Genomic DNA, 24,177 nt, shown 5'->3' on the forward strand with positions numbered 1-24,177 from the left:
GGAGTACTCCTAGCGGCCGGTCGTGAGACAGGTGGTCCAGACGCCCGGCCCGGCGACGAAGGCGTTGTTGCTGCGGTTGACCCGTGTCCGCCCGTCGTGCCCGTCGATGTGACGGAGCAGGTCGAAGACATTGCCGGCGAGCGTGATGTTGCCCGCGTTGCGCCGGGTGCCGTCCGGGGAGACGACCACGGCGTTCGCCCCGATCGAGAAGTCGCCGGTGATGGGGTTGGAGGTGTGCGCTCCGTTGGCCTGGACGACGTGCAGCACCGTGCGCCCCGCACGCACCTCGGTGCCGAGGTCCGTCGTATGACGCAGCCGCAGATGACCGGGCTGGACCGTGGACATCTCGCCGGACGGTCCGCGCTGGCCGGAACCGGTGCCGGCGGTGCCGGCCTCGGCGGCGGTACGGCGTGCGCTGAGGTAGCCGCACAGGACGCCGTCCTCGACCAGGACCGTGGGGCCGCAGGGGGTGCCCTCCCCGTCCCAGGGCACCGGGAGGGGGCTGTCGTCGGCGGTCGGGTCGTCGACCAGGCTGACGCCGGCTGCGGCGACCCGCTCGCCGGTACGGCCCGCCAGCGGGGAACGTCCTTCCAGCACCGAGTCGAGCAGGAAGGCCGGCGCGACCAGGGTGAGCAGCCTGACCAGTACGCGGCCGTCCACCAGGAGGTCGTCGTAGGCGAGTTCCCCGACGGGGCGCTCGGCCAGGACGCGGGCGAGGTCGCGGAGTTCGGGCAGCTCCTTCTTCTCGACCGTGTCGAGTACGTCCCGCACGGTGCGGCCGTACGTCTGGTGGCCCATGTAGCCGATGCCGTCGCCGCGGGCGGTCAGCCGGGCGTGCACCTGGACGACACCCGTGGCGTACCGGGCGGGGGCGGCGCCCGCGCGGTGCAGACGCACCCTGGCGCGGTCGGCGCGTACCCGCAGCTCGACCTCCAGATCGTCGTCGGCCTCGCTGAACCGCCGTATGCGCTCGGCCGCCACGGCGTCCAGGTACGGCAGCGGGCCGTCGGGGACGTCCGGCGCCGTGGGGGGCAGGGGCGGCGGCTTGGCGGGCGTCGCGAGGGCGCGGCCGACCCCGAGGGCGGTGGCGACCAGGTCCGTGTCGGTGGAGTCGGGGGTGTTCTGCACGGCGTAGCCCTCGGTGCCGTCCGCCCACACGGTCACGGCCGTGGCGCCCGTGGTGACCTCGCTGTGGCGCTCGATCACACCGCCCCGGGAGACCAGTTCGTCGATCCCCTGCCGCACGGTCCACACCTCGGCGTCGGCGCCGTGCCTCGCCGCTTCCTCGACGAGTGTCTCGCTCGCTCGGCTCATCGCCCGGTACCGCCCACGAGGAGTGAGCCGACGCGCAGGGTGGGGCCGACCACGCCGACCGTCACCCACTGCCCGAACTTTCCGCACTTGGCCGCTCCGACGGTGCTGTCGTCGGCCACGGCATCGATGTCCCTGAGCACCTGCTCCCCCGTTCCCGTGATGGTCGTCTCCTCGACGGGGTCGGTGACCCGCCCGTTCTCGATCAGGTAGCCGTTGGTCACCCGGAATGTGAACTCGCCCGTGGACTCGATGACTTCGCCGCCTCCGACGTGCTGGGCGTAGATCCCGTAATCGGTGGAGGCGATGATGTCGTCGACGGTCGAGGTCCCCGCCGCCAGGCAGGTGTTGGTCATCCTGGGCTGCGGCGGCTGGAGCGCCGTGGTGCAGCGCCCGTTGCCGCTGGAGTCACGGCCGAGCCGCGCCGCCGACTCCTGGTCGGTCAGATAGCCGGTGAGCACCCCGTTCTCGATGAGGGTCGTGGGGCCGCCGGCGGTGCCCTCGTCGTCGTAGGCGTACGAGCCGACCGCTCCGGCCACCGTCGGGTCGTCCCGGAGTGTGACCAGGGGTGAGGCGATGTCCTCGCCGAGCCGTCCGGCGTAGACGGAGCCCCGCAGCACCTCGTCGCCCTCCAGCGGGTGGCAACAGGCCTCGTGCAGCAGGACCATGCCGCGGCCGCCCGCCACCACGACGGGCAGCCGTCCCACCGGTGCGGGCCTGGCCTCCAGGCCCGCCACCGCGCGAGCCGCCACCTCCCGGCCCGCCGCGCGTACGTCGATGCCGCTCAGCCGGCCGCTCACACCGGGGGTGTAGAAGCCGGTCGCGACGCGGCCTCCGCGCCGGGCGATCACCCGGACGGTGAGATAGGTCAGCAGACGGGTCTCGTCGAACAGCTCCCCGTCCCGCACCAGGCACATGTCCTGCTCACCGAGCTCGAAGTCGATGACGACCTGCGCGACCGCCGGGTCGAACGCCCTTGCCGCGGCCTCCAGTTCACCCAGACCGGAGAGGGCGGACGACAGTTCCATCCACTCCGGAGCCGCCCCCGAGACCGCCACCGGCGCCCGGGTACCGCCGTCACCCGCGTCGAGCCTGGCGACCGTCGGGTCGAGGCCGGAGACGGCCCGGTGCCGGAAGGAGTCACGCAGGACGTAGCGGGCGGCGGTGGCCTGGCCCCGCTGGACGCTGATGTCACTGACCCGCCCTTCGGCGAACCGCCCGCTCGTGCGGTGCCAGGCCTGTGCCATCGCCGATGTGGCCACACAGTCGCGCGGGCGCTGCCGGCTCGTCTCGGCGGCCAGGTCGTGGCCCACCGCCCGTAGGGTCTTGCTCAGGGGCATGGGGGTGCTTCTCCTCGGCTGTCGGTGCTGTGGGACGGGTGGGTTACTTGGCCGACCACATCCGGAACATGTAGCGGTTGGCCTTGTCGGTCTCGTCGACGGTCATGTCGATCTCACGCGGCTCGAAGCGGTCGTAGAAGGCCGTGCGGGTGTGCAGGAAGCGGTCGTCGGCGGAGACCAGCGTCTGTCCGCGCTCCAGCCGGATGCGGTACTGCACGGATGACTGGTCGAGGACCGCGTCGAAGAAGTCGAGGGCGTCGCGCTGTTCGGCGGTGATCGGCTCGCCCTTCTTCTCGTGGGCGACCTCGATGTACGTACGGAAGTAGCGGACGAGCGGCTCGCCGTCGGGGGTGTAGCGGATGATCGGCGAGCGGAAGAACCCGTTCTCCTGGGACAGCGCCATGCCACGCTTCTCGAACCAGAAGTCCTGGGTGAGGATCGCGAGGACGTCGGGGTGCAGCGAGAGGATCTCGTGCACCGGCTTGGCGTCGACGAGGATGCTCTCACCGCCGATGTAGGCCGACTGCCCGCAGGACAGCAGCAGGTAGTCGATGGGGTCGACGTCGTTGACGGCGTCGTTGTGCATGTAGGAGCCCTGCTTGGTCTGGTGGTAGCGGGCGCCTTCCTCGATGGTCTTGCGGACACCGCGGTCGTACACCTCGATCAGGCGCCATCCGTCGGTGTTCTGGACCATGGGCCGGCCCAGCGCCGTGCCCAGCACCCAGGCGTAGATGCCCTGTGCGCGGAGGGAGTCGATGCCCTCGACTCGGTCGTACACGATGAAGTGGGTGGTGGAGTCGATCACTCCACGGGAGGCCTCGATCTCCGCGGTGAACAGCGGGAGGGCTCCGAGGTCGACCTCGATGGCGTCGACGCGCCCGGTGGGGTGCCGCCGGCCGAGCTCCGCCACATAGGCGGCCAGTTCACTCCGGGTCCCCGCCGAGAAGGAGTGGAGTGCCTCGGCGGGGACTTCCAGGGTGCGCGGTTGAGTGGGCGCGAGCGCGGTGCTCATTGTCTGCAGTTCCTCTCTGGTTCCCATGCGGCTCCAACAGCCGAGCCACGTGCATTGCAGCACGTTGTCAACGACTTGACAAGACATTGACAGACTTGCCAATCTCGTCCTACCGTCCTGACCGTGCCGAGCAAGCGCACCACTGGGCACACGCGACGATCCTGAGTACGACCTCTTGGCAATGACTTGCCCTCTTCATGCCTCCATAGGCCCGCCCTACAAAGGCGTAGCGCGATTCATCTCTCGCGGCGAACGATCAGGAGTTTCAGGCGTGCAGCGAACCATCTATCCCTCATTCCGTTCGGTCCTCGCGGACAACGACGTGGTCCGCGTGGCAGGGGCCAACCACGCCCTGGGCGGCCTCCTCGCAGAAGAGGCCGGCTTCCAGGCCGTCTGGTCGTCCAGCCTCGAGGTGTCCGCCTCCCGTGGGCTGCCCGACGCGAGCATCCTGAGCATGACCGAGTACCTGGAGGCCGCGGCCAACATCCAGAAGGTGCTGCGGATCCCGGTGGTCGCCGACTGTGACACCGGCTACGGCGGCAACCTCAACGTGGCCCATATGGTCCACGAGTTCGAGGCCGCGGGCATCACCGGACTCTGCATGGAGGACAAGCTCTTCCCCAAGATGAACAGCTTCGTCGCGGGCGGCCAGACCCTGCTCGGGACGAAGGAGTTCGCGAGGAAGATCAAGATCGCCAAGGAGTCCCAGGCCTCCGCCGACACCTTCGTCATCGCCCGCACCGAGGCCCTGATCAGCGGCCTCGACGTCGAAGAGGCCCTGCTGCGCTGCCGCACCTACGCCGACTCGGGCGCGGACGCCGTCCTCGTGCACTCCAAGGCCAAGAGCCGCGACCAGGTCACCGCCTTCCTCGACGGCTGGGACTTCCGGGTGCCGGTGGTCATCGTGCCGACCACCTACCCGGACTGGCACATCGACGACATCAAGCAGGCCGGCGTCTCCGTCGTGATCTACGCCAACCAGGGCCTGCGCGCCACCGTCAGCGCCCTGCGTGACACCTACCGCGCGGTCTACGAGAACGGCGACACCACCGCACTCGAAGGCACCATCGCCTCGGTCCAGGACATCTTCGCCCTTCAGGGTCTCGACGCCTGGCAGAAGCTCGACAGCTGACCGCAGTACCGACCGCAGGGGTGAGCAGACAGAAGCGGACTGGACTCTTGGCAATCATCTCGACAGCGGACGAACTGGTCGACAGCGACGTCTACATCGACCTGGAGCGATCGGTGGGTCTCCCGCTCCACCTCAAGTGCGAGGGCTTCAACTTCGCGGGATCCGTGAAGCTCAGGGCCGCCACGTCCATGGTCGCCTCGGGCATCAGGAGCGGCCTGATAGACGAGAGCACCACACTCGTCGAATCGTCGTCCGGCAACCTCGGCGTGGCCCTGAGCGTGGTGGCCGCCGCCCGGTCGATCCGTTTCGTCTGCGTCACCGACCCCAAGTGCAACCCGGCGACGGTCAAACTGATGCGTGCACTCGGCAGCGAGGTCGTCGTCGTCGACGAGCCCGACGAGAGCGGCAGCTATCTCACGGCCCGCAAGGCCCTCGTACGCGAGTTCTGCGAGCGCGACGCGGGATTCGTGTGGCTCAACCAGTACGAGAACCCGGCCAACTGGCTCGCCCACTACGAGAACACCGCGCCGCTGATCGGCAAGCAGTTCCCCGACCTCGACGTGCTGTTCGTGGGCGCCGGTACCGGGGGCACCCTGTCCGGCTGCGCCCACTACTTCCGGGAGAACCGCGCGGCGGTACGCGTCGTCGCTGTGGACACCGTCGGTTCGGTCAACTTCGGCATGCCCCCTGGCCCCCGGCACCTGCCGGGTCTCGGCGCCAGTGTGCCCATGCCGTTCGTGGACCCGGCACTGGTGCACGACATCGTCACGGTGCCGGAGCAGGACGCGGTCCGCATGTGCCGGCGCCTGGCGAGGCACGGGTTCCTCCTCGGCGGCTCCACCGGAACCGTCGTGAGCGGGGCGGCCAGGTGGCTCGCGGAGCACGACCCCGAGCGGTCCCTGACGGCGGTCGCCATCTCGGCGGACCTCGGCGACCGCTACATCGAGACGGTCTACGACGACGCGTGGGTCCAGGACACCTACGGCATCCTCCTCACGGAACGGGAAGACAGCAATGGCTGAGCAGCAGGCCGGGCCTCCGGATTTCTCCGTCGTCCCCGGCGAGGCGGTGCACCGTGCCCTGGCCGGGCGCCGGGCCGACGTCATCGACCTGGTCGAGGACGCCTACCGGCTCCACGGCGAGGGCAGGACCGTGAACCCTCCGTCGTACTTCCTCCGCTTCCCCGACCGGCCGAGCAGCCGCATCATCGCGCTGCCCGCCTCGGTCGGCGGTGAGGTCGGCGTCGACGGCATCAAGTGGATATCCAGCTTCCCCACCAACCTCGGCCTGGGCATTCCGCGCGCCTCGGCGGTGCTCCTGCTCAACGACCCCCGCACCGGCTACCCCTACGCCTGTCTGGAGGGCTCCGTCATCAGCGCGGTGCGCACCGCGGCGTCAGCGGCGGCCGCCGCCCGCAGGATCGCCGCCCAACGCGGCACCCCGCGCCGTATCGGCTTCGTCGGCACGGGACTGATCGCGCGCTTCATCCATGACTACCTGTCCGAACTGGGCTGGGACATCGAGGAGTTCGGAGTCTTCGACCTCAGCGCCGACTACGCCGGGAGCTTCGCCGAGCAGGTCCTCGCGCCCACCGGACGGCCCGTCCGCGTCCACGACGACGCCGAGTCCCTGGTGCGTGCGTCGGATCTGGTCGTCTTCGCGACCACCGCTGCGGAACCGCATGTCACCGACCCTTCGTGGTTCGGCCACAACCCCCTCGTGCTCCATGTGTCGCTCCGCGACCTGGGCACCGATGTGATCCTGGGCAGCGCCAACGTGGTCGACGACGTCGACCACGTCCTCAAGGCCGACACCTCCGTGCACCTCGCCGAACAGGGCACAGGACACCGGGACTTCATCGACGCCACGCTGTACGACGTCCTCACGGACGGCTACACCGCACCCGCCGACCGGCCCGTGGTGTTCTCCCCGTTCGGTCTGGGCGTCCTGGACCTGGTCGTCGGTGCGTACGTCCACCGGCGGGCCGTCGCCGACGGCTCGGCCCTGCGCGTCGGCGGCTTCTTCCACGAGCTGGACCGCTACCAGAGCGCGGGGGCGTCGTGACCACCCCGCGGAACCTCGCGGAACTGCCCCTCGCACCCGGAGCCGCCCACCGCGCCCGCGAGCTCGGCCTCGGCGGGGACAGCGCTTTCGACACCTCGGCCGGCGTACTGGACTCGGTCGTCGGCACGGCCCGGCTGACTCCTCGGCGCACGGCGGTCGTCGACGGTACGTCCACCCTCACCTACGCGGATCTCCTCGGCCGCGTGGACCGCTTCCGCGCGGTGCTGGCCGCCGCGGGCTGCGGTGCGGGCAGCGTCGTCGCCGCCGTCGGCGACCGCTCGGCCGACACCGTCGCGGTCTTCCTCGCGCTCGAAGGCCTCGGCGCCGTGTATCTGCCGCTCTCCCCCGACTGGCCGGCGCTGCGCGTCGCCGAGGTCCTCCGGCGCAGCGAAGCCGCGCTGCTGCTCGACTACTCGGGCGACCCCGGGGGTGGCGGCCCGGGCGGTGGGACCGCGGTCAAGGCGGCCTCGGAACTCGGCATCCCCACCGTGGACGCACCCGGTGCGGACAGCTCCGTCCCGGCCCCGCCCACCCCCGTTTCGGGGGACCGGTCCACGGAAGCCAGGTACTGCATCTTCACGTCCGGCACCACAGGGCGTCCCAAGGGCGCGGCCGTCGAACACCGCGGCATGATGAACCACCTGTGGGCGAAGGTCGAGGACCTCGGGCTGACCGACGGCGACCGGCTGGCGTTCACCGCGCCGCTGGTCTTCGACATCTCCGTCTGGCAGATGCTGGCCCCGCTGCTCACCGGTGGCACGGTCGTGGTGGTCCGCGACCCCGATCTCACCTTCCCCCGGCGCCTGGCGACCGTCCTGGCGGACTCGGCGACCACCGTCGTCGAACTCGTCCCCACGGTCGTCGGCTGGATCGCCCGGGAGGCCGAGCGCCGCCCCGGCACCACCCTGCCGGCACTCCGGTGGCTGATCTCGACCGGCGAGGAGCTCTCCCCCGGCCTGGCGGCACGCGTGCTGGCCGCCGCCCCGCACATCCGGCTCCTCAACGCCTACGGGCCCACCGAGTGCTCCGACGACATCACCCACCACGAGATCACCGAGGCCGACACCGCGCGGCCCCGGCTGCCGGTCGGCTCCCCCGTCACCGGAGCGCGCCTGTACCTCCTGGCGCGCGACGAGGACGAAGGGCCGTGGAGGGCCGCCGAACCCGGTGAGGCGGGCGAACTGTTCGTGGGCGGGGTGGTCGTCGGGCTCGGCTACGTCAACGACCCGGACAACACCGCCGGCGCGTTCTTCGCCGACACCCTCGACCCCGGGTCGCCCACCGGGCGGCTCTACCGCACGGGCGACCTGGCCCGCTTCGAGGACGGCGTCGTCCAGTACCTGGGCCGCGTCGACCGGCAGGTCAAGGTCGCCGGCGTCCGTATGGAGCTCGACGAGATCGAGGTCGTGCTGCGACGGCACCCCGCCGTCGACAGATGCGCCGTCGCTGTCCCCGTCGTCTCCGGACGGCCCGAACTCGCCGCGTACTACACGCTGCGCAGTCCCGCGACGGCCGGAACGCTGAGCAGCTATCTGGCCGACGCACTCCCCGAGGCCATGGTGCCGCGCCACCTCACCGAGCTGGACGCGCTACCGCTGACCCCCAACGGCAAGACCGACCACCGTGCGCTGCGACGACTGACGCAGGACGGCACTTCCCCGGCAGAGGTGTGACATGGCGAGCGAGAACACGTCCCGAGACACGACCGAAGACAGCAGCTCCCACGTACCGGCCGCAGCCGGCGTGCGTGACGTGGCCGTCGAGGATCTGCCCGCACACGCCAGGCTGCTCCTCAAGATGGCCCGGCTGCGGCTCTCCCCCGACGACGTCGCGGAGATCCGCGGCCTCGCCAACAGCCCGGAGCTGAACTGGGGCGCCTTCATCGAGGCGTCCGCCTGGCACAAGATGCTGCCGCTGGTCGGCCGGCACGTCGACCGCTACCGGCTCGACCGCACGTCGGACGGGTCGGCCGGATTCCCCTACCCGTGGGTGTTCGTCGGCGCCTATCTCGCCAACCGCACCCGCAACCAGGCCCTCGCCGACGAGTTCGGCCGGGTCTTCGCCGAACTCAGCGCCCACGGGCTGCGGTTCGCGGTGCGCAAGGGCTTCTCCCTCGGCGAGGGCGAGTACCACGACCCCGCGCTGCGCCGCATCGCCGACCTCGACGTACTCCTCGACCGGGGCGACGCCCCCGCCGCGCACCAGGTGCTCGACCGGCTCGGCTACACCCAGGGGGAGGTCGCCGAGGACGGGGAGCGCATCGAACCGTACAGCCGTGAGACCCAGCTGTTCTGGAAGGTCAACCTCAGCAACCAGCTGCCGTACCGCAAGCCGGGCGGCCGTCCCGACATCACCGACTTCAACGTCGACATCTGCCACGACATCTTCCAGAAGAAGACGGGCATCTCGGTGGGCGCGGCAAAGCTCCTCGACCGTGCCGTCCCCGTCGTGCTGTGCGGCGCGCCGGCCTGGGCACCCGCGGCCGACGACCGGCTCCTCGACCTCTGCTCCCACCTCCACAAGGAGGCCGTGAGCCTGCACTTCGTCGAGGGCAAGCAGGACCTCCAGCTCAGCAAGTTCCTCGATCTGAGCCTGGTCGCCGAGGCCACCGGTGAGGACGCCTGGCGGCAGTTCCTCAAGCGCGTCGACGAGGTCGGCGCCGCGGAGATCGTCTACTACGCGCTGCACTTCACCGCCGTGCTCTACCCGGAGTCCGTCCCGGCCCATGTACTCGACGCGGTACGGCCCGAGGACACCGACTACCTGGAGCACTACGGCACCCTCGACGGGCAGCCCGTGCGCTGGCAGCAGGGATTCCTCTCGAGGCTGTTCAACTCCGGCCGGCACACGGCGGGAACCGTCTCGAATGTGCCGCTGCGGTGACCGGCGCGCTCTCCACCGCTCCGGAGCCATCGGCGGCCCGCACGGCCGGGACACCAGGTCTTCTCGTCCTGAAGGTCGGCGGCAGCCTCCTCTCCGACAAGCGGCACACCGGGCAGACCGACTACACGGCCATCGACGACTACGCAGGTCTGCTCGCCGGGCTGGTCGCCGAGTTCCCGGGCCGCGTCGTCCTCGTGACCGGCGGGGGCGCCCTGTGCCACCCGGTCGGCCTGCGCATCAAGGCGGCGGAGAACGACCCCTACGCCGCGGTCGCGCTGACCGAGCCGGCCTTCCTCATGCGCTGGGCCTGGACGACACGGCTGCGCGACCGGGGGGTCAGGGCCGTCCCGCTCCAGGTGACGTCCATGCTCAACGAGCTGCCCGACGGCACGACGGCCACCGAGACCTCGGTGGTGCGCCGCCTCCTCGACGAGGGAGCGCTGCCCGTCCTGTCCAGCGACTGCGTGATCACCGCCGGGGGCAACCTGCGCATCCTCAGCAGCGACGACGTACCCGCCGTCCTGCTCGGTCTGGACCTCGGCCCGGTACGCGTGGTGGCCCTCACCGACGTCGCCGGCATCCACACCGGCGAGGGGCCGGGCAGCCCGGTACTCGCCCGCCTCGACCCGGACGACATGGAGAGTGCGCGCCGCCTGTTCTGGACGGACGCCTGGGACGCCACCGGCGCCATGGAGGGCAAGGTCGAAGCGCTCGCCGCACACGCCAGGCGCGGTGCCGAATGCGTGATCACCCGGGGTGAGAGGTCCGCCCCGAGCCTGCGCCATCTGTTCGCCCCGCTGTCCGCCTGGCCGGCGGACACCCCCCGCACGCTGATCGCACGCCGCTCCCCCGTCCCGTCCCTGGAGGGCACCCCATGACCACCGCGCCCGAACGCGCCGACCGGGTCGTCCTGCTGAACCCGGGACCGGTCAACGTCCACGCTCGTGTCCGCGCCGCCATCGGCTCGCCCGACGAGTGCCACCGCGAGCCCGAGGCCCAGGAACTACTCGGCTCCGTGGCCCGGAAGATCGCCGAGGTGAGCGGCGGAGGACCGGACCACGCCGCGGTGCTGCTCACCGGTTCCGGCACGGCGGCCCTGGAGGCCGTCGTCAGCTCCGTCGTACCCACCGACGGCCGCCTCCTCGTCCTCGACAACGGCCACTACGGCGAACGGCTGCTCCGCATCGCCACCGTCCACCGCATCCCCGCCGACCGGCTGGAGTCCGGCTGGGCCAACCCCCTCGCGCTCGACGAGCTGGACCGGCGCCTCGCGGCCCACCCGGAGATCACGCACATCGCCGCCGTGCACCACGAGACCAGCACCGGAATGCTCAACCCGGTGCACGCGTTGGGAGCGCTCGTCGCCAGACACGGCAGGTCGCTGATCCTCGACGCCATCAGCAGCCTCGGTTCCGAGGAGCTCGACGTGGTCGCCGACCACGTCGACTGGTGTGTGGGCACCGCCAACAAGTGTCTGGAGGGGCTGCCCGGCATCAGCTTCGTGTGCGCGCCCCGGGAGCGGTTCGAGGCCCTGGAATCGGTGCCCGCCCGTACCTTCTACTTCGACCTGCACGCCAACTACCGCGCCCAGGTGGTCGCGTCCGTACCGCAGTTCACGCCTGCGCTCCAGGTGCTGCGGGCGCTGGACACGGCGCTGGACCTGACCCTCGAAGAGGGCGTCGCCGCCCGCGGCCGGCGCTACGGAGCGCGGGCCCGGGAGATCCGCGAGGGCCTGGAGAAGCGGGGTGTCGAGCTGCTCCTGCCGCCGCACCAGCGGTCCAACTCGATCACCAACGCCTACCTCTCCAACGGCATGACGTACGACGAACTCCACGACGGTCTGAAGGAGTTCGGATACGTCATCTACGCCACCCAGGGGAAGTCCGCCGGAGTGTTCCGGCTCGCCAACATGGGCCAGCTCACCGAGGCCGATCTCGTCGGCTTCTTCGCCGCCTTCGACACCGTCGTGGCCCGGCACACGTCCTCGCATGCCTGACCGACCGACCTTCGAGCACCCGACCTTCGACCTCCCGACCACCCGACCTTCCGGCCGATCAAGAGAGATGGAGTGGTGAACCGGTGACGACCGACACCTCCGTGAATCCCACGCCGATTCACCTGGCGATCGTGGGCGGCGGCCCCACCTGCACGTACGTCCTGGAACGGCTGGCCGCACTGGTCCACTCCCGGGGCACGTCCGTACCGCTGGAGATCGTCGTCTACGACCTCTCGGGCGAGTTCGGCCCCGGTCAGGTGCACAGCCCCGACCAGACGAGGACCAGCTACCTCAACCGGGTCGTCGGCCAGGTGGCCTTCGCCGCCGACGAGTCCGTCGTCGACGCGGGACCGCTGCTCCCCGCCGACGAGCGGCCCACCCTGCTGGACTGGTGCAGGAAGAAGTTCCAGGAGACCGGCGACCCGCGTTTCGACCTGGTCGCCGAGGACTGGCCCAAGCGCTATGTGCACGGGCTGGCCCTCAAGGACCAGTTCGCGCGGTACATCGAGATCCTGCGGGCCTCCGACGGCGTCACGGTGAGGCTCCAGCGGTCCGAGGTCGTCGACATGGAGGAGCGCGGCGACCGGTTCGCCGTCCTCACCGCCGACGGCGCCACTCCGTACGAGGCCGACTACGTCCTGATGCTCACCGGCCACTCCTCCAACCGCCCCGAGCTCGACCCCCACCAGGCCGCCTGGGCCTCCTTCGCAGCCGAGCACGGGAAGCATCTGATACCGAACGCCTATCCGCTGGAGCGCTCGCTGGATCCGGCCCGCACCGGTCCTGGCACCACGGTCGCCTGCCTCGGCATGGGCCTCACCGGCATCGACGTACTGCTCTACCTCACCGAGGGCAGGGGCGGCACCTTCGAACGCGACGCGGAAGGACAGCTCAGGTACCTGCCGACCGGCACCGAACCCGACTCCGTCGTGGCGTTCAGCCGGTCGGGCCTGTTCACCTTCGCGCGGCCGTACAACGAGAAGGAACGCGACATCGCGACCCTCGAGTACAAGGGTGCGTTCCTCACGGCGGCCGCCGTCTCCGAGCTGCGCCGCACCGTGGGTGTCCTCAACATCATCGGCGGACACGAGAAGCGCCAGCTCGACTTCGAGGCCCATGTCTTCCCGCTGGTGCACCTCGAAATGGCACTGATCTACTACAGCGCGCTGTACGGCCCCGAGTTCCGGGAGTCGGCCATCCGCGTCGTACGGCCCGCGTACGACAAGTTCCTCGCCGACGCCGGGGCGTTCGCCGACCACCACGAGGCCGGCGCCTTCCTGCTGGCCCCCCTGGAGGAGCTGGCCGGCTCCGTCGCCGCCCAGGTCGACGAGACGCTCGCGGGCCGGCGCACGGTCGCGGGGCAGCCGGTGCTGGACAGCGCGCTGCGTGCGTTCCTCACCGTGGTGTACGGCGCCGAACAGGCGTCGGAGCTGCTGACGCTCGCCGCGCGCCCCGAGGAGTTCGCCGCGGCCGTCGCCGCCGCCCGCTCACCGTGGCGGCACGCCGAACGCGCCGCCGACAACGTGTTCTCCTGGGAGAGGACGATCAGCCCTGTCCCCCGTACGGGCTATTCCGGTCCGCGGGAGTACGTGGAGACGTTCCTCGACTTCCTGGACGTCGACATCCGCTGGGCCTCCCAGGGAAACCTCAGCAACCCCGCCAAGGCGGCGGCCGACGCGGCCTGGCGCGACCTGCGCGGCGTGGTGATCGACGCGGTCGACTTCGGCGGGCTGCGCGCCTCCTCGCACCGCACCTTCCTCGGCGTCTACACCCCGCACCACAACCGGCTCTGCCAGGGTGCGTCCGTCGAGGCCATGGAGAAGGTGGCGGCGCTGATCCGCTCCGGCCACGTCGATGTCTCCGTCGGCCCCGAGGCCCGCGTCGACACGGACGAACAGGCCGGAAGGTTCCGGGTCGAGGGCCGGGTGACCGGCTCCACCAAGTGGGCCGACGTCCTGGTCGACGCCCGGGTGCACGCCTTCGACGCCGAGCGCGACGTGATGCCGGTCTACCCCAACCTGCTCAGGCGCGGCCTCATCCGGAAGTGGGCCAACCCCGGTGTCGGCGAAGCGGACTTCGTGCCCGGCGGCCTCGATCTCACCCCGGAGTTCCACCCGGTGAGGGCGGACGGCACTGTGGAGAAGAGGATCACTTTCCTGGGACCGCCCAGTGAAGGTGTGATGTACCACCAGATCGGCGCGCTCCGGCCGAACAAGGACCACCATGTCATCCGGGACATCCTCTGCTGGATCAACGCGTTCATTCCGCAGGGGGACCCGGCAGGCACGGAGCAGCAGCAGAACGAAAGGACCCTGGCATGAGCAACACGGACTACAGCGCGGTGGAGTACGGGGAGATCGACATCCCCGGACGCCTCAAGGAGATCACCGCGGCACACGAACGGCTGCGCACCGAGGCCGCCTCGCTCACCGAGGAGGCCGCGCGTGAGGCGATCGAGCTCCCCGGGTGGACCCGCGGCCATGTGCTGATCCATCTCGCGGACCTCTCCAACGCCTTCGCGCGCCAGGCGCGTTACGCGGTGGAGGGCAAGTCCGTCGAGGTGTACGACGGCGGTCGGCCGACCCGGGACCGGCGGATCGAGGAGCTTCACGGCAAGCCCGTCGAGTGGCTGCGCGAGCAGCTCTTCGAAGGCCTGAACGCCCTGGAGGAGGCATGGGCGGCTCTCGGCCCGGACGGCTGGAGCCTGCCCTGCTCGTACCGCAAGTCGCCGCTGTTCGCGACCCAGCTCGCCTGGTGGCGGGAGAGCGAACTGCACACCGTCGACCTCGGGGTGGGCCGCCACTCCGAGGAGTGGAGCACCGCGCTCTCCTCGCACGTCGTCCACTTCCTGCAGCCGCGCCTGCCCGAGGGGACGCGTCTGGTCGCCGATGACACCGGTCAGGAGTGGAGCACCGGCACGGGTGACGGCGTGGTGGTCCGCTCCTCGCTGACCTCCCTCGCCGCCTGGATCTCCGGGCGCCCGGCCGCGACCCGGCCCACCACGGCCGACGGCTCCCCGCTGCCCGAGCTCAACGCCTGGCCGTAAGAGATCCGCCGCCGCGCCCCGCCAGGGCGCGGCGCCTGTTCCTCCCAGAAGAGAGTTCTCATGACAAACGCCTCGACCGCCCTTCAGTCACCGCCGGCGCAGCCGTCGGACGGCCTGGGCACCCCGGCCGAACAGCTCGTCCAGGCCTTCCTGGACCGCGGGTTCAGCCACTTCACCGGCGTGCCCTGTTCGCTGCTCAAGGGCGTCTTCCGGGTGCTCGAAGGAGACGGCGCGGCGCAGGGCCGGGACCTGTCCTATCTGCCCGCACCGCGCGAGGACTCCGCGCTCGGTGTCGCCTCCGGGCTCGCCGCCGCCGGAGCCAGGCCGGTCGTCCTCATGCAGAACTCCGGTCTCGGCTACTCGCTGAACGTGCTCACGTCGCTGAACCTGATCTACGACCTCCATGTGCCGCTGATCGTCAGCTGGCGGGGGCACGACGGCAACGACGCGGTGGAGCACGACGTGATCGGCCGCGAACTGACCAATCTTCTGGACGTCTTCGGCCTCCGCCACACCGTGTTCGATCCGGAGCAGCCCTACGCATCCGTCGACCGGTGCCTCGCGAAGGCCGAAGACGGACGGTACACCCCCGTCCTCATCGTGAAGGAAGGCATCTGAACGTGTTCGGCATCCAGGACGCGATCCGCGCCGTGACCGAGAAGTACCCCACGTCCCTGTACGTCTCCACCTGTGGGTTCATCACCCGCGACCTGTTCAACATCGCCGACCGGCCGCAGAACTTCTATCTGGTCGGCTCCATGGGCATGGCCGCGCCCGTCGGTCTCGGGGTGGCGCTCGCCCGGCCCGACAAGCACGTCGTGGTGCTCGACGGCGACGGTTCGTTCGCCATGAACCTCAGTGTGCTCCCGATGATCGCCGAACACGCCCCGGACCTGGTGCACGTGGTGCTGGACAACGGGCTGCACGAGAGCACCGGCGGCCAGCGTCCCGTCCGTGTCGGCGACCCCGCAGCTCTCGCGCTCGCCGCCGGTTACCGGGCCGCGTACAGCGTCGACTCCGGTGACGAGCTCGACGACGTCCGCACGGAGCGCGGTGTCACCTCCCTGGTGCACGTCCGCTGCGCCCCGCGGGGCGGCCATGCGGGCCGACGGGTGGAGTGGACCCCGCAGCAGCTCGTGTCGCGCTTCCGCGCAGAGGCCGTGGCCTGACCGGCTCATCCTCGAACACCGGTGTACGCCCGCGCGCCGGGCGTACACCCCCAGGGGCCCTCACCGCCTCGGAAAGGAACGCACCGCATCATGGAAGGCACCGCCACGGCCCTGGAACTCCGGGTCCGCACCGTTCTGCTGCCGGTCCTCGGCCCCGCCGCGGACGGCTCCGCCATCGGCCCTGACACCGACCTGTGGGGGGCCGGCCTGGACTCACTGGGCGCCGTGTCCCTGATGGCCGGCCTCGAGGACGAGTTCGGGATCGAGTTCCCCGACGCCCTGCTCACCCGGGAGACGTTCTCCACCGTGAACCGCATCCTCGACGCGGTGGGCAGTCTGGAGGCCTCGTGATACCGGACCTCCGGGCCCTGCCGGTGCGCTCGTCGAGGCTGGTGGACCTGAACCGGCTGAGCGTCCGGATCTCCAGCAACCTGGAGCACTTCGACGCGTACTCCTACTTCTCCCGCTTCTCCCCCGGATCGGCGCAGTCCCCGCCTCCCGACTACGAGATCCACTGCGTGGACCTGGACCGTGACGCGTTCGACGTCGACGATCTGATCGCCAGGTCCGACCGCAGCCTGCGGGCCAAGCGTTTCCGGTCCGGCTACTACCTGAACCACATCTTCGGCGATCCCGCCCATCTCATCACCGAGGGCCACCGCCTGTACGTCTTCGGCCGCCGCCTGGAGCGAACGGTCTGGCCGTACTTCGTCAAGCGGATCCTCACCGATTTCTCCGTGGACCACGGCTACCTCCATCTCAAGGCCGGCGGCTTCACCTTCGACGACGGCGGAGCGACCCTGCTCGTCGGCCCCAACGGGGGTGGCAAGACCGTCTTCCTGACCCAGGCCTGCCTGGACGGGGCGCGCTTCCTGACCAATACCCATGTGCTGGTGCGGGACGGTGAGGCGTTCGCCGTCCCCTCGGCGGTGCGTGTGCGACGGGCCCCGCATCTGGCGGACCTGATCGACAGCCACCGGCTCACGCCCCATCTGGAGAGCGGCGACTACGTGGCCGCCCCGGAACTGCTCTTCCCCGGCACACCGGCCGACTCGGGCCGCGTACGCAACATCGTCATCACCGACCACAACCCGGACGGCCATCGCGGCTTCGAGCGGATCTCCTCCGGGCAGGCCGAGCTGTTCCTCGACCAGTTCGCGCTGGCCGTCACGAACTACGGCCTCAAGGACGACCTGCTGGCTCATCACGGCGGCGACTTCGAGAAGTTCACCGACGCGCTGCGCACGATGAAGCGCCGGCTGACCGAACTCACGGCGGGCGCCCGCTGCTACCGCGCCAACGTCGACATGCTCGACCCGGCCCGCCGCACCGAGGTACTCACCGAGCTGGCCGGGGCCACCACCGGACCGCACAGGTGACCCCCTTCGTCGCGGCGGTGGTGCTGTTCGCGGCGGTCACCCATGCGGGCTGGAACGCGATCACCCACCGGGTGAAGGACGAACTGGCCTGCCTGACCCTGGTCGGCACCGGACGCACCGCGTCGGGCGCCGTCCTGGCACTCCTCGCACCGCTGCCGCACCCTGCCGCCTGGCCGTACCTGATCGCCTCCGTGGTCCTGCACATCGGCTACCAGGTCGCGCTCATGCGCTCGTTCCGGCTGGGCGACTTCGGCCAGGTGTACCCCATAGCGCGCGGTGTCGCCCCCGTCCTGGTCATCCTGTTCTCCGTCTTCGTGCTGGGCGAGCGGATGGGCACGGCCGGGACCGCGGGAGTCGCCGTGGTCGCCGTGAGCCTCATCGGCCTCGCGGTGTGGGGGGTGCGCGGCCGCCCGGGCCGGCGGCCCGAGTGGGCGGCGGTCGTCATGGCGGCGACCACCGGGCTGACCATCGCCGCGTACACCGTGGTCGACGGTGTCGGCGTACGCGACGCGGGCGCCGCCCTCGGCTACGTCGCCTGGCTGATGATCCTCGACGGTGCGGCCATCCCCCTCTACGCCGCGGCCAGGCTGCGCGGCGGTCTCGCCGACCGGGTGCGGCCGGTCCTGGTGCCCGGGCTGCTCGGCGGTGTGCTGTCCGTCCTCTCGTACGGCCTGATCCTGTGGGCCCAGACGCGGGCGCCCCTCGCACCGGTCGCCGTACTGCGTGAATCGAGCGTGATAGCGGGCGCGGCCATCTCCGCGTTCTTGTTCAAGGAACGGTTCGGAGGCCCGAGGATCGCGGCGGCGACCGCGATGCTGGCGGGTATCGCGCTGATGGTCGGAACGACGTGAAGGTGAGCAGCTGTGGGAACCGAGATCGAGCGGAAGTTCCTGGTCAGGGGTGACGGCTGGCGCGCGCTTGCCGATGGGACCCGCCGGCTCAGGCAGGGCTATCTGTCCAGGGACCCGGCCAGGGAGGTCCGGGTCAGGATCGTGGACGACGCGGAGGCCTGGCTCACCGTCAAGGCGAAGCGCCCCGGTCCGGCCCGCGCGGAGTTCGAATACCCCGTCCCGGTGGCCGACGCCCGCGAGCTTCTCGCGTTGTGCACCGGCCGGCTGATCGAGAAGGACCGTCACCATCTGCGGGTCGCGGCCCCGGGCGAGTGGGTCGTCGATGTGTACACGCACGGCCAGGAGGGCCTGACGGTCCTGGAAGTCGAGTGGGACGGCTGGGCGGAGCCGGGGGCCACGCCCTTCACCCTTCCCGACTGGGCCGGTGAGGACGTGACCGGCGACCGCAGGTACTCCAACGCGAGCCTGGCGGCGCCGGAGGTCACGCCCGCGCGTCGGCCCGCGCGTTGACGCCCGGCTCCGCCGGCCCACGCTCCTGGAGGTGCGAGGTGGTGCGGCCCTACGGCGTGTAGAGGGCGTCGCTGCCGTACAGCTCCCTGGTGAACGCGGAGACGTCCGCGCTGCGATCGGCGCCGTCGAGGTTGTACGTCAGAAACACGCCGTACCCCTCGCTGACGGTACGGCGGGCGAGGTCGGCGACCGTGCTCTGCGAGGTCCCACCGATCTCGACGGCTGCCGGCGACAGCTTCGACTTCGGCAGCGCCATGCCGGGAACCTGCCAGGTGCCGTAGTACGGGTTCCACGCGTAGTCGAACGAGGACGAGACGTCCACACCGTCGTACGAGAGCCGCGAAGCGGCCGGGCCGATGTTGTACAGGCTGATGATCTTGTCCGGCATGTCCGCGCGCAGCGCCGACACCAGATGCACGAACGAGCTGTCGTTGGGCTGGCCCGTGCCGTTGTTCCCGTAGTCGGCGTACTCGTCGTCGAAGTCGATGCCGTCGAGACCGTACTCGGCCACGGTGTCCGACAGCTGCCCCGCGAACGCCGAAGCCGCTTGCTGGTCGGGGAAGTTGGCGAAGCCCGCACCCTCGTGGTTCCCCAGCACGGAGAGAACGACCTTGATGCCCTTCTCCTGCAAGGGCCGGATCTCCGTGGCTGCGTTGTCGAGGACGTGCTGCACGTTCTCGTTGAAGGACAGATACGCCGCCTTCGAGCCGGTGTCGTAGTTGATGTTCGCCGCGAAGATCACCGCGACGTCGAAGACGTTGCCACCATCGGCAAGGGTGTACTTGCCGACGTTGAGCATGCTGTTGTTGTTCACCTCGACGTACGCCACCGAGGTCGGCCCCTGTTTCGCGGGAGCGGGGGCTGGGGCGGGTGCGGGTGCGGGAGCCGCTGCCGCGCCGGTCGCGGCATTGGCGCCGAGAGTGAGGGCCGCGGCGGCCGTGAGCGCCAGCGCTGCTGTGCGCACTCTGCGTCGTACCGGAGTGAACATCGTTGATCGGTCTCCCCTCGCATGGACCGGCGCCCGACCTGTTGGAAGGCACCGAGTAAACCCCCCGAGCCTTCCGTTCCCCTCACCCGGTCAGGGGAATCTCGCCCGGACCCTCACGACTCCCTCGCAAGATCCCCGACAACTCCGCACCTAGGCAGGGCGGTCATCAGGACTACGTAGCTGACAGGCTGTCAATTCGCCGACAGGCCGTCGCCTCCGAGCTGCCACATCTCATAGTTTCCGCACTCCGCCGTGACTTCGGCCGCCTTCAGGGCCGCAGCGAAGAAGTCGTCCACGACAGGCGAGGTCTGTGATGCCGCCACCGCGAGGCACACCTGCTCGGACGCCAGGTCCGGGACGGGCACGTAGCTGATGTCGGGGTGTGAGTAGAACACGGTCGCCGAGCGGGCCAGGAACGAGATGCCCCGGCCCGCGGCGACATGTTCGAGCGTCTCCTCCACCCCGCGCACCACATACCCGGCGTTGGGGTGCGGACGCCTGGTGGGCTGCGTACTCGCGTCCATGTGCCAGACCAGCGGCTCGCCGACCAGGTCGGCCTCCGTGATCTGCTCCCGGCCCGCCAGTTCGTGTCGGGCGGGCAGCACCGCCACCCGCGGCTCGGTGTACAGCGGGGCGACGCGCAGGCCGGACTCGTCGATGGGCAGCCGCACATAGGCCACGTCGATGCGGCCGTCGAGCAACATCGGTGCCTGGTCGTCCCCTTCGATCCGCTGTACGTCCACCAGGACGTCAGGGTGCCGGGCGGCGAACAGCTGTGCCGCCGGGGCGACGGCGATGCCCGCACGGAAGCCGACCGTCATCCGCCGGCTGCCCCGCGCGGCCACGGTCACCCGGCGGCGGACCGCGTGCGCGGAGGCCAGCAGCGGGCCGGCGTCGGTCAGCAACTGCCGGCCGGCGTCGGTCAGGGCCACGCCGTGGCTGTCCCTCGTCAACAGCGGCGTACCGAGATCCTTCTCCAGCGCACGGATCTGCCGGCTGAGCACCGGCTGCGCGATGTGCAGCTCATCGGCGGCGCGGCCGAAGTGCAGCGTGTCGGCGACCGCGACGAAGTAGCGCACCTTGCGCAGGTCCAGATCCATGGAGCCTCCAGGTCCGGCGATGCCTTCAGGGTATCGCAGCAGCTGAAACAGGTCTTGGACACGCAACTCGGGCCGGTGACATGGTCGGTCCACGTCATCAGCCCACACCCGCAAGGAGTCGCACCATGCGCGTTTTCGTCACCGGCGGGACCGGCCATGCCGGTTCGCATCTCATCCCCGAGCTCATCGCCGCCGGGCACGAGGTCACCGGCCTGGCCCGGTCGGACGGGACCGCGACGGCGCTGTCCGCGCTCGGCGCGAAGGTCCGCCGCGGCGATGTCGATGATCTCGACGGACTCAGGGAGGCCGCCGCGGACTCCGACGGTGTCATCCATGTCGCGTTCAGGCGTGATGTGCTGCTGTCCGGCGGGCTGGACGCCCTGTCCGCCGCGGAGCTCTCGGCCGTGCACGCGTACGGCGAGGCACTGTCGGGAACCGGAAAACCGCTGGTCTGGGCCGGGAGCATCGGCTCACCCGCGAATCTGGGCGGGACCATAGCCTCCCCCGGGAACCTGGGCAGGCCGGCCACCGAGGAGGACCCGGCCCTTCCCGGCGGGGACGCGTACAAGGGCACCCTGCGGGTGCGTAACGTCGTGGAGACCGCGGTGATCGGCCTCGCCGAGCGAGGAGTGCGGTCTTCGGTCGTGCGGCTTCCCCCCGTCGCGCGCAGCACGACCGATCGTGAGGGCTTCCTCCCGGCGCTGATCGCGCTCGCCAAGGAGAGGGGCTTCGTCGGCTACCCCGGGGACGGCGCGAACCTGTGGCCCTCCGTACACATCCGTGATGCCGCCTCCGTGTTCCGTCTGGCGCTCGAGAAGGGTCCGGCAGGCAGGTACTGGCACGCGGTCGAGGACGGGGGCGGCGTCCCGTTCCGCGAGATCGCCGAGGCCATCGGCAGCCGTCTGGGCCTGCCGGCCGTGAGCGTTCCCGCCGACGTGCTGATGCTGCCGGGCTACTTCGGGTCCCTAGCGCATCTGGTCACGCTGGACCTCCCGGCGACCAACCTCATCACCCGCCGGGCCCTCGGCTGGGAACCCGCTCAGCCCGGACTGCTCGCCGATCTGGACAACGGCCATTACTTCCCACGCGCATGACAGCGAACTCGGCGGACGACAACAAACGGCTCTTCGGAGGGGCCTGGACACCATGACGACAACTGTGGGATTCATCGGAAGCGGCAACATCGGCACCGCCGTCGCGCGACTCGCCGTCGCGGCGGGATATCAGGTTGTGCTCAGCAACTCGCGCGGTCCCGAGACGCTCGCGGACGCGGTCGCGGAGCTGGGGCCGCGGGCATCCGCGGCGACGAGCGGGGAGGCCGCGGCAGCCGGTGACATCGTCGTGGTCTCGGTACCCGTCAGCGCCTTCCCCGACCTGCCCGCCGCACTGGCCGGGAAGACGGTCGTCGACACATGCAACTACGGCCCCGAGCGTGACGGGCACATCCCCGAACTCGACAACAGGTCGCTCACCTCGAGCGAGCTGCTGCTGCGGTACGTCCCTGACGCCCTGCTCGTGAAGGCGTTCAACAACATCTTCTTCAAGCACCTGCTGTCACTCGCCCGCCCGGCGGGGGCGGCCGACCGCTCCTGCCTGCCGATCGCCGGGGACTCCGCACCGGCGAAGGCGGCGGTCACCGCGTTCATCGAGTCCATCGGGTACGGCGTGGTGGACGCGGGACCGCTGGCCGACAGCTGGCGGCAGGCGACGGGGACGCCGGTGTGGGGAACCCCGTACGGCCCGTTCTCGGACGAGAGGGGCCGGCCGGTCGGCGAGGACGCCATCCGCGCGGCACTGGTCACCGCGGCGCGGTGACCACGGGCCGGCGCGGCACGATGGGAAGCTGCATGTAGCCGACGTGGTTCGGTCCGGTGTGCACGGTGTCGGTGGCGTCCGCGTGGTGGCCGGCGTCGCAGGCGTGGTGGGCGACGCCGTCGTACGGGTCCTCGCCCGGAGGGCGGCGTCCCGGGCGTCGTTCCAGGTGTGCGGCGTCCGGCGCGGTAACCTGGTCATGAGCGACGGCATCACGCGTCGCGCGGCGGTGGGGCTCGCCGTACCCGAACCGCGGCAACGCAGCCGCCAACAGTCCCTACCCGTGACCGACCCTGCCCGTGCACATGCGGCAGGGGCCACGCGTAGGGAGAAGCATGCGTTCGGACGAGACCGGGCCCTCGATAGCGGCAGAGCCCATGGACCCTGATGTGGACCTGACCGATTCCGATTCCGGGCAGAGCAGGACGCGGTGGTATGCGCGCCACGCCGTCCTGTTGGTGATCGCGCTCGGCGGGGCCCTGGGCGCCACGGCCCGCTTCGGTGCGGCCCAGGTGTGGCCGACCGCCGACACCGCGTTCCCCTGGACCACCCTGACCGTGAACGTCGCCGGGTGCCTGGTCATCGGGATCTTCCTCGTCGCGGTCACCGAGGTCTTCTCCGCCCATGCCCTGCTGCGGCCGTTCTTCGGCACCGGCGTACTGGGCGGCTTCACCACGTTCTCCACCTACTGCGTGGACATCGAGCGCCTGGTCACGGGCGACCGGGCGGGCATCGCGCTCATCTATCTGGCGGCGACAGCCGTGGCCGCGGTGGCCGCGGTGACCGCGGGCGCGTGGAGCACGCGCCGGATCCTGGCGAAGTGGAGCAAGTCATGAGCTGGAACACGCTGGCGGCGCTGCGGCTGACCGTCGTCGTCGATGACACCGACACCTGGCACCACAAGCCCGTGTACAGCGAGATCGTCCACCGGGCCCATGCCGCCGGGCTGTCCGGCGCCTCGATCTTCCACGGCATGGAGGGTTTCGGCGGCCGGCAGATCGTCCACACCACCCGGTTGCTGTCCATGGCCGACGACCTTCCCGTGGCCGTGGTCATCGTCGACACCGAGGAACGCGTCCAGGCCTTCGTCCCCCAGCTCGAAGAGATGAACATCGAGGGCCTGATCACCCTGGAGCCCGTCCAGGTCGTCAGCTTCGGCGGTGCCCAGGCGGTTCAGGCGGCCGAGAAGTGACCGATTTCCTGCTGGTGGCTCTCGGCGGTGCGGTCGGCGCTCCCCTGCGCTATCTCACCGACCGCTCCGTCCAGTCCCGCCACGACACCGTCTTCCCCTGGGGCACCTTCAGTGTCAACGTCGTGGGCTCCCTGATCCTCGGCGTCCTCACCGGCGCCGCGCTGTCCGGCACCGCGGGGCACACCGTGCAGCTGCTGCTGGGCACCGGACTGTGCGGGGCTCTGACGACGTACTCGACGTTCTCCTACGAGACACTCCGGCTGGCCGAGAGCGGCGCCAGGTTCTTCGCCGCGGCCAACGTCGTGGTCTCGATCGTGGCCGGCCTCGGCGCGGTCTTCGTCGGGATCGCCCTCGCCGAGGCGCTGTTCACATGAGCCCGGCGGCCGGCTTCG

26 protein-coding genes are annotated in these 24,177 nt (G+C 70.5%); 20 read left to right on the plus strand and 6 right to left on the minus strand.

Going from position 1 to position 24,177, the window contains the following annotated elements; genetic code table 11:
• Positions 1-9: 9 nt before the first annotated feature.
• From OG623_RS06770 to OG623_RS06780, 3 genes are read right to left on the minus strand one after another with little or no spacing between them, the layout of a single operon-like run.
• Positions 10-1,314 carry a metallopeptidase TldD-related protein gene (locus tag OG623_RS06770; RefSeq protein ID WP_406145197.1) on the minus strand — a complete coding sequence of 435 codons (1,305 nt, stop codon included), beginning with the start codon at positions 1,312-1,314 and terminating at the stop codon, positions 10-12.
• A complete protein-coding gene (locus tag OG623_RS06775; RefSeq protein WP_406145199.1) occupies positions 1,311-2,651 on the minus strand; it encodes a TldD/PmbA family protein in 1,341 nt (446 codons plus the stop codon). The genes OG623_RS06770 and OG623_RS06775 overlap by 4 nt, the downstream gene beginning before the upstream one ends.
• A 43-nt stretch (positions 2,652-2,694) precedes the next feature.
• On the minus strand, positions 2,695-3,663 hold the full coding sequence (locus OG623_RS06780) for a TauD/TfdA family dioxygenase (protein WP_406145200.1): 969 nt from the start codon (positions 3,661-3,663) through the stop codon (positions 2,695-2,697).
• Between the two features lie 271 nt (positions 3,664-3,934).
• On the opposite strand from OG623_RS06780, the gene OG623_RS06785 reads away from it, so the two are divergent.
• The 15 genes from OG623_RS06785 (at position 3,935) to OG623_RS06855 (ending at position 18,693) form a co-directional block, all read left to right on the plus strand.
• Positions 3,935-4,795, plus strand: a complete 861-nt coding sequence (locus tag OG623_RS06785; RefSeq protein WP_406145202.1) for an isocitrate lyase/phosphoenolpyruvate mutase family protein — start codon at positions 3,935-3,937, stop codon at positions 4,793-4,795.
• Between the two features lie 47 nt (positions 4,796-4,842).
• Entirely contained in the window at positions 4,843-5,817 is a 975-nt protein-coding gene (gene sbnA, locus OG623_RS06790) for a 2,3-diaminopropionate biosynthesis protein SbnA (RefSeq protein WP_406145203.1), read from the plus strand.
• Positions 5,810-6,859, plus strand: coding sequence for a 2,3-diaminopropionate biosynthesis protein SbnB (sbnB, locus tag OG623_RS06795; protein WP_406145204.1), 1,050 nt, complete (start codon positions 5,810-5,812; stop codon positions 6,857-6,859). The genes sbnA and sbnB overlap by 8 nt, the downstream gene beginning before the upstream one ends.
• Complete coding sequence (locus tag OG623_RS06800) at positions 6,856-8,532, plus strand: amino acid adenylation domain-containing protein (protein ID WP_406145205.1); 1,677 nt, start codon at positions 6,856-6,858, stop codon at positions 8,530-8,532. Before sbnB ends, OG623_RS06800 begins: the two co-directional genes overlap by 4 nt.
• A 1-nt stretch (position 8,533) precedes the next feature.
• Positions 8,534-9,742 carry a nucleotidyltransferase family protein gene (locus OG623_RS06805; protein WP_406145207.1) on the plus strand — a complete coding sequence of 403 codons (1,209 nt, stop codon included), beginning with the start codon at positions 8,534-8,536 and terminating at the stop codon, positions 9,740-9,742.
• On the plus strand, positions 9,739-10,620 hold the full coding sequence (locus OG623_RS06810) for a hypothetical protein (protein ID WP_406145209.1): 882 nt from the start codon (positions 9,739-9,741) through the stop codon (positions 10,618-10,620). Before OG623_RS06805 ends, OG623_RS06810 begins: the two co-directional genes overlap by 4 nt.
• Complete coding sequence (locus tag OG623_RS06815; protein WP_406145211.1) at positions 10,617-11,738, plus strand: pyridoxal-phosphate-dependent aminotransferase family protein; 1,122 nt, start codon at positions 10,617-10,619, stop codon at positions 11,736-11,738. The genes OG623_RS06810 and OG623_RS06815 overlap by 4 nt, the downstream gene beginning before the upstream one ends.
• A gap of 83 nt (positions 11,739-11,821) precedes the next feature.
• Entirely contained in the window at positions 11,822-14,059 is a 2,238-nt protein-coding gene (locus tag OG623_RS06820; protein WP_406145213.1) for an FAD/NAD(P)-binding protein, read from the plus strand.
• The gene (locus OG623_RS06825; protein ID WP_406145215.1) at positions 14,056-14,784 is read left to right on the plus strand and encodes a maleylpyruvate isomerase family mycothiol-dependent enzyme; all 729 of its coding nucleotides are present in this window, start codon (positions 14,056-14,058) and stop codon (positions 14,782-14,784) included. The genes OG623_RS06820 and OG623_RS06825 overlap by 4 nt, the downstream gene beginning before the upstream one ends.
• A gap of 60 nt (positions 14,785-14,844) precedes the next feature.
• Positions 14,845-15,402, plus strand: coding sequence for a thiamine pyrophosphate-binding protein (locus tag OG623_RS06830; protein WP_406145217.1), 558 nt, complete (start codon positions 14,845-14,847; stop codon positions 15,400-15,402).
• A 2-nt stretch (positions 15,403-15,404) separates the two neighbouring features.
• Positions 15,405-15,953, plus strand: a complete 549-nt coding sequence (locus tag OG623_RS06835) for a thiamine pyrophosphate-dependent enzyme (RefSeq protein WP_406145219.1) — start codon at positions 15,405-15,407, stop codon at positions 15,951-15,953.
• A gap of 90 nt (positions 15,954-16,043) precedes the next feature.
• Positions 16,044-16,304, plus strand: a complete 261-nt coding sequence (locus OG623_RS06840) for a phosphopantetheine-binding protein (RefSeq protein ID WP_406145221.1) — start codon at positions 16,044-16,046, stop codon at positions 16,302-16,304.
• Positions 16,304-17,332 (plus strand): FomB family phosphonate monophosphate kinase, encoded by a 1,029-nt coding sequence (locus tag OG623_RS06845; RefSeq protein WP_406151702.1) that lies wholly within the window; start codon positions 16,304-16,306, stop codon positions 17,330-17,332. The genes OG623_RS06840 and OG623_RS06845 overlap by 1 nt, the downstream gene beginning before the upstream one ends.
• Complete coding sequence (locus OG623_RS06850; RefSeq protein WP_406145222.1) at positions 17,329-18,183, plus strand: EamA family transporter; 855 nt, start codon at positions 17,329-17,331, stop codon at positions 18,181-18,183. The genes OG623_RS06845 and OG623_RS06850 overlap by 4 nt, the downstream gene beginning before the upstream one ends.
• Positions 18,184-18,195: 12 nt before the next feature.
• Positions 18,196-18,693 carry a CYTH domain-containing protein gene (locus OG623_RS06855; RefSeq protein WP_406145224.1) on the plus strand — a complete coding sequence of 166 codons (498 nt, stop codon included), beginning with the start codon at positions 18,196-18,198 and terminating at the stop codon, positions 18,691-18,693.
• A 49-nt stretch (positions 18,694-18,742) separates the two neighbouring features.
• On the opposite strand, the gene OG623_RS06860 is transcribed toward OG623_RS06855, so the two are convergent.
• Positions 18,743-19,681: an endo-beta-N-acetylglucosaminidase H gene (locus OG623_RS06860; RefSeq protein WP_406145226.1), complete on the minus strand. Its 939-nt coding sequence runs from the start codon at positions 19,679-19,681 to the stop codon at positions 18,743-18,745.
• A gap of 191 nt (positions 19,682-19,872) precedes the next feature.
• The gene (locus OG623_RS06865; protein WP_406145228.1) at positions 19,873-20,781 is read right to left on the minus strand and encodes a LysR family transcriptional regulator; all 909 of its coding nucleotides are present in this window, start codon (positions 20,779-20,781) and stop codon (positions 19,873-19,875) included.
• A gap of 125 nt (positions 20,782-20,906) precedes the next feature.
• On the opposite strand from OG623_RS06865, the gene OG623_RS06870 reads away from it, so the two are divergent.
• Complete coding sequence (locus OG623_RS06870; RefSeq protein ID WP_406145230.1) at positions 20,907-21,875, plus strand: SDR family oxidoreductase; 969 nt, start codon at positions 20,907-20,909, stop codon at positions 21,873-21,875.
• The gene (locus OG623_RS06875; RefSeq protein WP_406151704.1) at positions 21,856-22,596 is read left to right on the plus strand and encodes an NADPH-dependent F420 reductase; all 741 of its coding nucleotides are present in this window, start codon (positions 21,856-21,858) and stop codon (positions 22,594-22,596) included. The genes OG623_RS06870 and OG623_RS06875 overlap by 20 nt, the downstream gene beginning before the upstream one ends.
• Here the strand turns inward: OG623_RS06875 and OG623_RS06880 are convergent.
• Positions 22,580-22,864 carry a hypothetical protein gene (locus tag OG623_RS06880; RefSeq protein WP_406145232.1) on the minus strand — a complete coding sequence of 95 codons (285 nt, stop codon included), beginning with the start codon at positions 22,862-22,864 and terminating at the stop codon, positions 22,580-22,582. The genes OG623_RS06875 and OG623_RS06880 overlap by 17 nt on opposite strands.
• Before the next feature lie 64 nt (positions 22,865-22,928).
• Here OG623_RS06880 and OG623_RS06885 point away from each other — a divergent pair, with 64 nt between their 5' ends.
• Genes OG623_RS06885 through crcB form a run of 3 tightly spaced genes read left to right on the plus strand, consistent with a single transcriptional unit; the run spans position 22,929 to position 24,159 of the window.
• Entirely contained in the window at positions 22,929-23,429 is a 501-nt protein-coding gene (locus OG623_RS06885) for a fluoride efflux transporter FluC (RefSeq protein WP_406145234.1), read from the plus strand.
• The gene (locus OG623_RS06890) at positions 23,426-23,785 is read left to right on the plus strand and encodes a DUF190 domain-containing protein (protein ID WP_406145236.1); all 360 of its coding nucleotides are present in this window, start codon (positions 23,426-23,428) and stop codon (positions 23,783-23,785) included. Before OG623_RS06885 ends, OG623_RS06890 begins: the two co-directional genes overlap by 4 nt.
• Positions 23,782-24,159 (plus strand): fluoride efflux transporter CrcB, encoded by a 378-nt coding sequence (crcB, locus tag OG623_RS06895; protein ID WP_406145237.1) that lies wholly within the window; start codon positions 23,782-23,784, stop codon positions 24,157-24,159. Before OG623_RS06890 ends, crcB begins: the two co-directional genes overlap by 4 nt.
• Positions 24,160-24,177 lie beyond the last annotated feature (18 nt).

Origin of the sequence: Streptomyces sp. NBC_01012 (genome assembly GCF_045162755.1) — a bacterium.
In the GTDB taxonomy this organism is placed as follows: domain Bacteria; phylum Actinomycetota; class Actinomycetes; order Streptomycetales; family Streptomycetaceae; genus Streptomyces.